At 74.9% G+C, this 11,606-nt stretch carries 8 protein-coding genes; 2 read left to right on the plus strand and 6 right to left on the minus strand.

Translation table 11 applies throughout. The features are described 5' to 3' along the window. The 6 genes from CP975_RS15330 to CP975_RS15355 all read right to left on the minus strand — a co-directional run bounded on the left by CP975_RS15330 (position 1) and on the right by CP975_RS15355 (position 9,223). The gene (locus CP975_RS15330; RefSeq protein WP_055526929.1) at positions 1-1,599 is read right to left on the minus strand and encodes an acyl-CoA carboxylase subunit beta; all 1,599 of its coding nucleotides are present in this window, start codon (positions 1,597-1,599) and stop codon (positions 1-3) included. Then, entirely contained in the window at positions 1,596-3,311 is a 1,716-nt protein-coding gene (locus tag CP975_RS15335) for an acyclic terpene utilization AtuA family protein (RefSeq protein WP_281292886.1), read from the minus strand. The genes CP975_RS15330 and CP975_RS15335 overlap by 4 nt, the downstream gene beginning before the upstream one ends. Further along, complete coding sequence (locus tag CP975_RS15340; RefSeq protein ID WP_150477004.1) at positions 3,308-4,108, minus strand: TIGR03084 family metal-binding protein; 801 nt, start codon at positions 4,106-4,108, stop codon at positions 3,308-3,310. Before CP975_RS15340 ends, CP975_RS15335 begins: the two co-directional genes overlap by 4 nt. A 179-nt stretch (positions 4,109-4,287) precedes the next feature. Then, positions 4,288-5,040, minus strand: a complete 753-nt coding sequence (locus CP975_RS15345) for an FG-GAP repeat domain-containing protein (protein ID WP_150477005.1) — start codon at positions 5,038-5,040, stop codon at positions 4,288-4,290. 182 nt (positions 5,041-5,222) lie between these two features. Beyond that, positions 5,223-6,215 carry an EamA family transporter gene (locus tag CP975_RS15350; protein WP_055535907.1) on the minus strand — a complete coding sequence of 331 codons (993 nt, stop codon included), beginning with the start codon at positions 6,213-6,215 and terminating at the stop codon, positions 5,223-5,225. A gap of 98 nt (positions 6,216-6,313) precedes the next feature. Further along, positions 6,314-9,223 carry an FAD-binding and (Fe-S)-binding domain-containing protein gene (locus CP975_RS15355; protein WP_150477006.1) on the minus strand — a complete coding sequence of 970 codons (2,910 nt, stop codon included), beginning with the start codon at positions 9,221-9,223 and terminating at the stop codon, positions 6,314-6,316. Between the two features lie 157 nt (positions 9,224-9,380). On the opposite strand from CP975_RS15355, the gene CP975_RS15360 reads away from it, so the two are divergent. Beyond that, positions 9,381-11,165 (plus strand): ATP-binding protein, encoded by a 1,785-nt coding sequence (locus CP975_RS15360; RefSeq protein ID WP_150477007.1) that lies wholly within the window; start codon positions 9,381-9,383, stop codon positions 11,163-11,165. Beyond that, entirely contained in the window at positions 11,162-11,605 is a 444-nt protein-coding gene (locus tag CP975_RS15365; protein WP_150477008.1) for a roadblock/LC7 domain-containing protein, read from the plus strand. Before CP975_RS15360 ends, CP975_RS15365 begins: the two co-directional genes overlap by 4 nt. The last annotated feature ends 1 nt before the right edge of the window (position 11,606 follow it).

Genomic DNA, 11,606 nt, shown 5'->3' on the forward strand with positions numbered 1-11,606 from the left:
TCACATCCGGAAGACGCCGAAGCCGCCGCGCGCGCCTTCGTAGGGGGCCGTGTGGATCACGGACAGGCACAGGCCGAGGACGGTGCGGGTGTCGCGCGGGTCGATGATCCCGTCGTCGTAGAGCCGCCCCGACAGGAACATCGGCAGGGACTCCGCCTCGATCTGCTGCTCCACCATGGCGCGCAGGCCCGCGTCGGCCTCATCGTCGTAGGGCTGGCCCTTCGCGGCGGCCGACGCGCGGGCGACGATCGACAGGACCCCGGCGAGCTGCTGCGGGCCCATGACGGCCGACTTGGCGCTCGGCCAGGCGAAGAGGAAGCGGGGGTCGTAGGCGCGCCCGCACATGCCGTAGTGCCCGGCGCCGTACGAGGCGCCCATGAGGACGGACAGGTGCGGCACGCGCGAGTTGCTGACCGCGTTGATCATCATGGCGCCGTGCTTGATGATGCCGCCCTGCTCGTACTCCTTGCCGACCATGTAGCCGGTGGTGTTGTGCAGGAAGAGCAGCGGGATGTCGCGCTGGTTCGCGAGCTGGATGAACTGGGCGGCCTTCTGGGACTCCTCGCTGAACAGGACGCCTTGTGCGTTGGCGAGGACGCCGACCGGATAGCCGTGCAGGGCGGCCCAGCCGGTGGTGAGGCTCGTCCCGTACAGCGGCTTGAACTCGTCGAAGTCGGAGCCGTCGACGATACGGGCGATGACCTCGCGTGGGTCGAAGGGCTTCTTCAGGTCGCCGGGGACGATGCCGAGGAGTTCGTCCTGGTCGTACTCGGGCGGCTCGGCCGGGCCCGGATCCGCGTACGCCTTGCGCCAGTTGAGGCGGGCGACGACCCTGCGGGCCTGCCGCAGCGCGTCCCGCTCGTCCTCGGCGAGGTAGTCGGCGAGACCGGAGGTGCGGGCATGCATCTCGGCGCCGCCGAGCGACTCGTCGTCGCTCTCCTCGCCGGTCGCCATCTTCACCAGCGGCGGGCCGCCGAGGAAGACCTTCGCGCGCTCCTTGACCATGATCACGTGGTCGCTCATGCCGGGGACGTACGCGCCGCCGGCCGTGGAGTTCCCGAAGACGACGGCGACCGTCGGGATCCCGGCCGCCGAGGACTGCGTGAGGTGTTTGAAGAGGGCGCCTCCCGGGATGAAGATCTCCTTCTGGGACGGCAGGTCCGCGCCTCCCGACTCCACGAGGTGGATGGACGGCAGCCGGTTGGCGTGCCCGATCTCGTGCGCCCTGAAGGCCTTCTTCAGCGTCCAGGGGTTGGAGGCGCCGCCCCTGACCGTCGGGTCGTTGGCGGTGATCAGGCACTCGACGCCCTCGACGACACCGATGCCGGTGACCATGGAGGCGCCCACGGGATAGTCGCTGCCCCAGGCGGCCAGCGGGGACAGCTCCAGGAACGGCGTGTCCGGGTCGAGCAGCAGCTCGATGCGCTCGCGGACGAGCAGCTTGCCGCGCTCGCGGTGGCGCCGGACGTACTTCTCGCCGCCGCCCTCCAGCGCCTTGGCCTGCTCGGCGTCGAGCGCGGCCAGCTTCTCCAGCATGGCCGCGCGGTGCTCGGCGTACTCGGCGCTCGCGGGGTCGAGCGCGGAGGCGAGGACGGTCACAGCAGTACCTCCGGTATGTCCAGGTGGCGGGCGCGCAGCCACTCGCCGACGCCCTTGGCCTGCGGGTCGAAGCGGGCCCGCGCGGCGACGCCCTCACCGAGCAGGCCCTCGACGACGAAGTTGAGGGCGCGCAGGTTGGGCAGGTCATGGCGCACGACGGTCAAGTCGGCGCTCTCCGGTACGAGTTCCCGGAAGCGGTCCACGGTCAGCGCGTGGGCGAGCCAGCGCCAGGCGTCGTCGGTGCGCGCCCACACGCCGACGTTGGCATCCCCGCCCTTGTCCCCGCTGCGGGCCCCGGCGACGAGGCCGAGGGGGGCGCGCCGAGTGGGGCCGGGCGGGAGGGGCTCGGGCAGCGGTGGCGGCGGCACGTCCTCCAGGACGAGGGTGCCCGCGCCGGGCGGGACCGGGCGCCGCTCCCCGTCCGGGAGGACGGCCACGTGCGCGACGCCGGAGCGGTCCACGTACACCGCCTCGAAGACGCCGTAAGGCGCGCCCTTGCCGGGGGGCGCGGTCACGTGGAAGCCGGGGTAGCTGCCGAGGGCGAGTTCGACGGCGGCGCCGCTGAGGGCGCGGCCCACCGCGCCGGCGTCGGGGTCGCGCGCGACGAGCCGCAGCAGGGCGGAGGCGGTCTCCTCGGTGGCGGCGTCGGCGCGGTCGGTGCGGGCCAGCTCCCAGCGCAGCTCGGCGGGGCGGGCCTCGGCGCGGCCGAGGGCGTCCTCGATCTGCGCGCGGACGAGCGCGGCCTTGGCCTCGATGTCCAGGCCCGTGAGCACGAAGACGACCTCGTTGCGGAAGCCGCCGAGCCGGGTCAGGCCGGCCTTCAGGGCGGGCGGAGGCGCCTCGCCGCGCACGCCGTCGACCCGTACGCGGTCGGGCCCCTCCTGGGTGAGGGTGGCCGTGTCGAGCCGGACGGTGACGTCCGGGCCCGCGTACCGGGCGCCCTGGGTCTCGTACAGGAGTTGCGCGGTGACCGTGCCGACGTCGACGAAGCCGCCGGTGCCGTCGTGCTTGGTGATGACGGCGGAGCCGTCCTGGTGGATCTCGGCGAGCGGGAAGCCGGGGTGGCGTACGGACGTGGGGCCGTGCTCGGCGAAGAAGGCGTAGTTGCCGCCGGTGGCCTGCGTGCCGCACTCCAGGACATGCCCGGCGGCGACGGCGCCGGCGAGCCTGTCGTAGTCCGCGGGGCCCCACCCGAAGTGGGCGGCGGCGGGCCCGGTGACGAGGGCGGCGTCGGTCACCCGCCCGGTGACGACCACGTCGGCCCCCGCGCTCAGGCAGGCCGCGATCCCGCCGCCGCCGAGGTAGGCGTGGGCGGTGAGCGCCCCGGGGAAGCGCTCCCCGAGGTCGTCGCCCTCGACGTGCGCGACCCGCACGGGGACGCCGACCCGCGCGGCCAGCTCCCGTACGGCGTCGGCGAGACCGGCCGGGTTGAGCCCCCCGGCGTTGGCGACGATCTTCACGCCCCGCTCGTGGGCGATCCCGAGACAGTCCTCCAACTGCCGCAGGAAGGTCTTGGCGTACCCGCGGGAGGGGTCCTTCAGCCGGTCACGCCCGAGGATGAGCAGGGTCAGCTCGGCGAGGTAGTCCCCGGTGAGCACGTCGAGTTCCCCGCCGGTCAGCATCTCCCGCATGGCGCTGAACCGGTCGCCGTAGAAGCCGGAGGCGTTGCCTATGCGCAGAGGCGGGACCGTCGCCCCACCCGGCGGCTTCACCGCCCCGCTCCCGCACGCGGCTCGCGCCCCGCGCCCGGGGGCCCCGCGAAGGCCTGGGCGAGGGACAGCCAGCGGTCCGCGTCGGGGCCCTCCGCCCGCAGGGCCAGGTCGGTGCGGTGGGCGCGCTGGGTGACCAGGAGGCAGAAGTCGAGCGCGGGGCCCGTGACACGCTGGCGGGCGTCCTGGGGGCCGTACGCCCACACCTCCCCCGTCACGGGCGACGTCAGCTCGACCCGGAATTCCTCCCCCGGCGCGCCGAGCCCCCGTACGGCGAAGGCGAAGTCCCGCGTCCGTACGCCGATCCGCGCCACGTGCCGCAGCCGGTCGGTCGGTGTCCGCGGCACGCCGAGCGCGTCCGCCACGTCCTGGCCGTGCGCCCACGTCTCCATGAGCCGCGCGGTGGCCATGGAGGGCACGGCCATGGGCGGCCCGTACCAGGGCAGGCGGGCTCCGGCCGGGGCCTCGCTCAGGGCCCGCCACAGCCGGTCGCGGCCCGACCGCCAGCCCGCGAGCAGCTCGTCGGGCGGCAGCGCCGCGCCCTCCTCGGCGCCCTCGTCCACGAACGAGCCGGGTGCCGCGGCCGCCTTCTCCCCCTCGGCGGCGAACGCCCCCGGGTCGGTGGCGGCGAGCAGCGCGGCCCGGTCGGTCCAGGCGAGATGCGCGATCTGGTGGGCGACGGTCCAGCCGGGCGCGGGGGTCGCGAGCGCCCAGCGCTCCTGCGCCAACTCCGCTACGAGCCGGTCGAGTTCCTCGCTCTCGCTGCGCAGGTCGTCGAGCACGGACAGGGCATCGGACACGGAACGCTCCCCTCGGGGCAGGCGGTTAGCCAGGGAGCATGGCAGGACGCACAGAAACAAGCAAGCGTGCTTGCATTAATTTTGCCCGGCCCCGTGGCGGGCGTGCGGCGTGCGTGCGTACGGCGCGTGCGCGTGCGGCGGGACGGCGGCCCGAGGGCCGCCGTCGGTCGGGCACCGGCTCAGGCGGTGCAGGCCTGGTAGAACCGCTTCCAGCCGTCGCCGGGCATCGCCGGCGGCTCCGCCGGGGTGCCGTGCTCGCCGTACTTGTACTGCTGGTCCGAGTCGTAGCGCCCCGGCCCGCTGCCCGGCTTCGTCAGGCGGACCTCCCGGTCCCACACCCCGTCACCGGCGTTGTTGAGGATCGCGAGGTCCGGGTACGCGTCGTCGCCGTAGTTGGCGATCCGGAGCTGCTTGACCTCGCGGCTGTCGCCGATGTCGAGGTGGCGGGTGCGGGCGGAGCCCAGGTTCGCGCGCTTGAGCGGGCCCGGACGGTAGTCGGCGACGCGTGCCGTCGCCGGGTCGTCGACGCCGGACGGCTTGACGATGTTGACGACCATGTCCAGGGTGCCGTCCTGCTGGAAGTCGGCGACCGCGGCGGTCGCGACCTCGCCCGGCTTGGCGCCGAGCAGCTTGCCGACGGAGTGCTCGGTGCCGAACGAGCCGTCCGCGGCGCCCCACTGGACAGTCATCCTGGTCCCGGTGTGCCCGGGGTTCGAGATCTTGTCCGGGCGGCCGTCACCGTCGAGGTCGCCGACCAGCGTCGTGGCACCGGCCAGGCACGGGACCGGCGCCGCGGCCTCCCTGCCGGACGCACCGGAGGCGCCGGACGCAGCGGTCCCACCGGACGCACTGGCCTGGTACCCGGCGACGGTCAGCGTCAGGGCGACGGCCGCGATCGGCGCGGCGATCAGACGTGAACGCTTGCGAAGCATGTACGGACTCCTCAGGTCGTTGCCGTTGTGCCGTGGTGCGGACACGGCTCGACCATGCGGGGTGATCCGTCCCGAAAGCCACGAAAGTCCGGTAGTACGGGACGCTGGAACGCGGCAACAAGTCCTGACCAGGGGAGACGTAAGCCGCCTGGAACGCGGGAGCGGGACGCGCGCCGCCCCTTTCAGGCGCTGTCGCGTGCCGTGCGCGCCTTCCCCCGCCCCACCTGCGTCCGCACCGCGCCCATGCTCGCCGCGATGACCAGGGAGATGGCCAGCGCCTCGGCCACGGTCAGGGCCTGGCTCAGGACGAGGAATCCGGCGATGGAGGCGATGGCCGGTTCCAGGCTCATCAGGATCGCGAAGGTGTGCGCGGGAAGGCGGCGCAGCGCGAGGAGTTCGAGGGTGTACGGCAGCACGGACGACATGACCGCGACCACCGCGCCCAGCGCCAGCGTGCCCGGCTCGACCAGCTTCGAGCCCGACTCGACGATCCCGAGCGGCAGGAACAGCACCGCCGCGACCACCATCGCGAGGGCGAGGCCGTCCGCCTGCGGGAAGCGCCGCCCGGTACGCGCGCTGAAGACGATGTACGTCGCCCACATCGCGCCCGCGCCCAGTGCGTAGGCGACGCCGACCGGGTCGAGGCCGCTGAGACCGCCCCCTCCGCCGAGCAGGAACACGCCGCCGAGCGCGAGCCCGGCCCAGATCAGGTTGACCGCGCGGCGCGAGGCGATGACGGAGAGCACGAGCGGCCCGAGGACTTCGAGGGTGACGGCGGGGCCCATGGGGATGCGGGCGACGGACTGGTAGAAGAGGCCGTTCATCCCGGCCATGGCCACGCCGAAGGCGACGACCGTGCCCCAGTCGGCGCGCGAGTGCCCGCGCAGCTTCGGCCGGCACACGGCGAGCAGCACGAGCGCGGCGAAGGCGAGCCGCAGCGTCACGATGCCGAGTGCCCCGGCCCGCGGCATCACGCTCACCGCGACCGCGCCGCCGAACTGCACGGATATGCCGCCCGCGAGGACGAGCCCGACGGGCCCGAGCCTGGCGCGGAGGCTGCTCACGGCCCCACCCGGGGCGGCCTCGGCGGTCGCCGCCGCACCGGCGACTTCCGGCTGCTGGGCCACCACGGGGGCCGCTGCCGGTGCCGCCTGATCGCTGCGCGAGACGTTCACGCCTGAGCCTTCCTGCCGTTTGCCACCACTCCCAGCAGTCCAGTGTTCTGGACTCCGCCGTCCAAGGTAATGGACCAGGACAGGATTGTGGAGCGCGTTCACTCCTGTACGCAACCCAGGTCCGCCTCAACCGCGTCCAGCGCCTCCGCGAGGACCTCCGCCAGATGCCGCCCCCGCACCCCCGCAAGCTGCCCCAGCTGCGTCCGGCAGGAGTAGCCGTCCGCGAGGACCACCGCCTCGCCCGGCGCCTGCCGTACCGAGGGCAGCAGCTGTTCCTCGGCGCAGGCCGCCGACACCTCGTAATGGCCCCGTTCGAAACCGAAGTTCCCCGCGAGTCCGCAGCAGCCGCCGCTCAGCTCGCCCTCAAGACCCGCCTTCGTACGCAGCCGCCGCTCCGCCGCGTCGCCCAGGACCGCGTGCTGGTGGCAGTGCGTCTGGCCGGCGACCGGGCGGCCGATGTGCGGGGGACGCCAGTCGGGGGCCAGCTCTTCGAGTGCCTGCGCGAAGGTGCGGACCGACGCGGCGAGGCGGTGGGCGCGCGGGTCGTCGCCCAGGAGTTCGACGAGGTCGGTCTTGAGAGCGGCCGCACAGCTCGGCTCCAGGACGACGACCGGCGCCCCCGCCGCGAGGAGCGGGCCGAGACGGTCCAGCGTCGCGCGCAGTACCGCGCGGGCACGGTCCAGCTGGCCCGTCGAGACATACGTGAGCCCGCAGCACACCCCTCGCGGCGGCAGCGCGACGGTGAGCCCGGCCGCCTCCAGGACACGCACCGCGGCCCGGCCCACGGAGGGCGAGAGGTGGTCGGTGAAGGTGTCGGGCCACAGCACGACCCGCACGACCCGCGCCCCCGGCGCCCCCCGCCTCCGCGGCCTCCCGCGCCACCACTGCCGCAGCGTCTGCGGCGCCACCGCCGGAATCGAACGCTCCGGCGCGATCCCGCCGAGCCGCTTGCCGAGCGCCGCCAGCGGCCCGATCCGGGCGAGGGCGTTGACGACGGGAGCCGTGCGCGTGCGGGCCACGGCCCGCAGCCAGCGCGGCAGCCACCCCATCGCGTAGTGGGCCGCGGGCCTGCGGCGGCCTTCGTAGTGGTGGTGGAGGAACTCCGCCTTGTACGTGGCCATGTCGACGCCCACCGGGCAGTCCGACCGGCATCCCTTGCAGGACAGACAGAGGTCGAGCGCGTCCCTGACCTCCGTGGACCGCCAGCCGTCCGTGACCACCTCGCCCGCGAGCATCTCGTGCAGGAGCCGCGCCCGGCCGCGCGTGGAGTGCTCCTCCTCGCCGGTCGCCCGGAAGGAGGGGCACATGACGCCGCTGGGCGATGCCGCCGTCGCCGTACGGCATTTGGCGACGCCCACGCACCGCCTGACCGCCGCCGAGAAGTCCCCGCCGTCGTGCGGGTAGCCGAAGGCGACGTCGACGGGCTCGCGCGGCAGGGGCGCGAACCGCAGGCCGGTGTCGAGGGGCGCGGGGCGCACCAGCATGCCCGGGTTGAGCAGGCCCGCCGGGTCCCAGACGTCCTTCACGCGCTCGAAGAGCCGGACGAGTGCGGGCCCGTACATCTTCGGCAGCAGCTCCGCGCGGGCCTGCCCGTCCCCGTGCTCACCGGAGAGCGACCCGCCGTGCGCGACGACCAGGTCGGCCAGCTCCTCGGAGAAGCGGCGGAAGCGGGCCACGCCCTCGGTGCTGAGCAGGTCGAAGTCGATGCGTACGTGGATGCAGCCGTCGCCGAAGTGCCCGTACGGCGTGCCGCGCAGGCCGTGTTCGGCGAGCAGCGCCCTGAAGTCCCGCAGATAGGCGCCGAGACGGGCGGGCGGCACCGCGCAGTCCTCCCAGCCGGGCCACGCCTCGCTGCCGTCCGGCATCCGGGTGGCCGTGCCGCTGGCGTCCTCCCGCACCCGCCACAGCGCCCGCTGCCGTGCCGGGTCGTCGACGACCACGGCGTCCAGTACGTCGGCGGCGCGCACGATCGTCTCGGCACGCGCGCGTGCCTCGGCCGGGCTCGCGCCGCCGGTCTCCACGAACAGCCAGGCGCCGCCCTTGGGCAGGGCGCTCTCCTGCGCGGTGTCGCGTACGAGGTCGGCGGCCATGCCCTCCACGGTCAGCGGGCCGTGCGGCAGGAGGCCCACCGCCGCCTCCGCCGCCGCGTTCTCGTCGGCGTACCCGAGGACGGCGAGCGCCCGCGCGCGGGGCGCCTCGACGAGCCGCACCACCGCCTCGGTGACGACGCCGAGCGTGCCCTCCGAGCCGCAGAACGCGCGGGCCAGGTCCGCGCCGCGCTCCGGGAGCAGCGCGTCCAGGGCGTATCCCGAGATGCGGCGCGGCAGGTCGGGGAAGCCGGTGCGCAGGAGGGCCAGGTCGCCCTCCACCAGGGCGCGCAGGCCGGTGGGGGCGCCGTCCCAGCCCCGGCCGAGGCGGAGGGTGTCGCCCTGGGACCTGACGACCGTCAGACTCCGGACGTTGTCGGCCGTGGTCCCCCAGGCCACCGAGTGCGAGCCGCACGAGTTGTTGCCGATCATGCCGCCGAGCGTGCAGCGGCTGTGCGTGGAGGGGTCGGGGCCGAAGGTCAGGCCGTGCGGGGCCGCCGCGGCCCGCAGGTCGTCCAGGACGACTCCCGGCTGGACCACGGCCGTACGCGCCTCGGGGTCGAGGGAGACGACGCGGTTCATGTGCCGGGTGAAGTCGAGGACCACGCCGGTGCCCGTCGCCTGCCCGGCGATCGAGGTGCCCGCGCCGCGCGCCACGACCGGCACGGCGCGCCTCCGGCAGACGTCCAGGGCCGCCGTCACGTCGTCGGCGTCGCGCGGGGCCACGACGGCGACCGGCACGCGGCGGTAGTTGGAGGCGTCCATGGTGTGCAGGGCCCGTGCGGTGACGGAGAGGTCCACCGCGCCGCGTACGGCCGCGCGCAGGTCCCGCTCCAGGCCGCCGAGGTCACCGACGTCACCGACGCCGCCGACGCCGCCGGGTCCTGCGAGGTCGCCGAAGTCGCCGTCGAGGTCGCTCATGCGGTCCAGGATGCCCTCGCCCCGGGACCCCGGCGCCACCCCGCCTCACCCCATATGTCACGATCCGGAAGGGAACATTCCCAACACGCTCATCAACTCTCCTATAGTGACCAGAACTTGAGCAGAGTGTGTCGCTTCCGATCGAGGACCCCGATTGATGACCGCGCCAACCCCCCTAGCGCGCCCCGGGACGGAGCGCCCGCCGCTGCGTCCTTCCGCGCTCGTCCTGCTGGCCTGCGCCCTCGTCACCGCGGCGCTCGCCGGGACGGCCGTCGCCCTCGCGCCCGCGTCCGCGCGAACCCCTCTGGCCTGGGGTGCGAGCGCCGCCGCCCTCGCGCTCAGCGCGGCGGTGACCGTCGCCTTCCACGCCCTGCGGTCACTCTCCCTGTCGCGGCGTCAGCTGGCCGCCGCACGCCAGGAGACCGGCCGCCTCCAGCAGGAACAGACGCGGCGCGCCGCCGAGTTCGGGCAGGAGCACGCCCGCCTCACCGCCGCGCACGCGCGTGAACTGGCCGAGCTGACCGCCGAGCAGGCCCGGCTGCGGGAGAAGCTCACCGCCGAGCACGACCGCGTACGTACGTCACTCGCCTCCGAGCTCGACCGGGTACGCGCGGAACTCACCGCCGAGAACGCGCGCGTGCGGACCGAGCTGACCGAGCGCGTACGCACCGCCGAGTCAGAGCGCGCCGCCGCGCTCGCCGCGTGTGCCAACGCGGCGGGGCGGATGCAGGCGCTGGCCACCGGCATGCTCGCCGACCTGCGCGAGATGGAGGGCAGGCACGCCGACGAGGACGTCCTCACCGACCTTCTCCACCTGGACCACAGGACCGCGCAGGCCGGCCGCATCGCCGACTCCGTGGCGGTCCTCACCGGCGCCCGCTCCGGGCGCCGGTGGGCCCGGCCCATCGTCATGGAGTCGATCCTGCGCGGCGCGATGGGCCGCATCGGCGGCTACCAGCGCGTGCGCCTGCACTCGGCCAGCGAGGTCGCGGTCGCGGGCCACGCCGCCGAGGGCGTCATGCACGCCCTGGCCGAAATCCTCGACAACGCCGCGAACTTCTCGCCGCCCACCTCCGAGGTGCACGTCTACATCGAGGAGGTCGCGGCCGGGGTCATCGTCTCCGTCGAGGACAGCGGCCTGGTGATGGGCCCGGTGCAGCAGCGCCGCGCCGAGCGTGCCGTGTCCGGGGAGACGACGGGCCTCGGCGGCCTGAGCGGCACCCGGCTCGGCCTCGCGGTGGTCGGCCGCCTGGCCCGCAAGTACGGCCTGACGGTGTCGTTCCGCCCCTCGGCGCGCGGCGGCACGGGCGTACTCCTCCTGATCCCGCAGGAACTGCTCTCCCGCCCCTCGGACCCGGCCCCGCTCCCCGCGACTCCCCTGCCCCGCACCCCGGCCCGCGCCCAGCTCCCGGCGGTCCCCCAGGACGTGGCGCCCGCCCAGGAGCCGGTGGCCCCGCAGCCCTCGGCCCCCGCCCAGGACCCGACGAGCGCCCAGCACCTGACGGCCGCGCAGCCCCTGGCGCCCTCGCCGAACCCGCAGACTCCGGCGCCCTCGCCGAACCAGCCGTCCCTGCCCCCGGCGGACGCCCGGTCACCGAAGGCCCCTCACCTCCCCGGCACCGTCCCCGACCCCCTCACCGACCGCGTCGACCGCGACCCGGTGCCGACCCACCACTCCCCGGCCGACCGCCCGGCCGGAGCGGGGGCCGAGGCCGAGGGCGTCGCGATGCCGCTGCCCAAGCGGCGGCGGGGGCGGACCCTCGCTGCCGCCGAGCGGGCCCGCGCCGACAGCGACACCGGGGAGAGCCCGCGGCCGCGCCCCGCGGACGCCGCCAGTACCGCGGCCCGCTTCAGCAGCTTCCGCCAGGCCGTCCGCACCACTGCCCCGGACCCCTCCGAACCGTCGACTCCCCCGCACCCGGAAGGCGGCACCCCCCGATGACCACCGGCACCACCCACGCCACCACCGAAGCCAAGCTCACCTGGCTCCTCGCGGGCCTCCTGGAGCGCACCCCCGGCGCCCGGCACGCCCTGGTGCTCTCCCGGGACGGCCTGAAGCTGTGCCGCACCCCGGAGCTATCCGTCGACCAGGCCGACCAGCTCGCCGCGATCGCCGCCGGCATCCAGTCCCTGGCGCACGGCGCCTCCGCCGAGTTCGGCGACGGCACCGGCGGAGTGCGCTCGGCGATGGCCGAGTTCTACGGCGGCATCCTCTTCATCGTCGAGGCCGGCGAGGGCGCGCACCTCGCGGTCGTCGCCGACGAGGACGCCGACGCCGGCCTCGTCGGGCACACCATGAGCGAGCTGGTGGAACAGCTCGGCGAGCATCTGCGCGCCGCGCCCCGCGGGGACGGCGGCCCGGGCGCCAAGACCACCGCATGAG

The sequence above is a fragment of the Streptomyces alboniger genome, from assembly GCF_008704395.1.
Classification (GTDB): domain Bacteria; phylum Actinomycetota; class Actinomycetes; order Streptomycetales; family Streptomycetaceae; genus Streptomyces; species Streptomyces alboniger.

Bases quoted from the DNA above. Each gene is read 5' to 3' on its own strand.
- CP975_RS15345 (WP_150477005.1), bottom strand. From the start codon at position 5,040: ATGCTTCGCAAGCGTTCACGTCTGATCGCCGCGCCGATCGCGGCCGTC.
- CP975_RS15355 (WP_150477006.1), bottom strand. From the start codon at position 9,223: ATGAGCGACCTCGACGGCGACTTCGGCGACCTCGCAGGACCCGGCGGC.
- CP975_RS15360 (WP_150477007.1), top strand. From the start codon at position 9,381: ATGACCGCGCCAACCCCCCTAGCGCGCCCCGGGACGGAGCGCCCGCCG.
- CP975_RS15365 (WP_150477008.1), top strand. From the start codon at position 11,162: ATGACCACCGGCACCACCCACGCCACCACCGAAGCCAAGCTCACCTGG.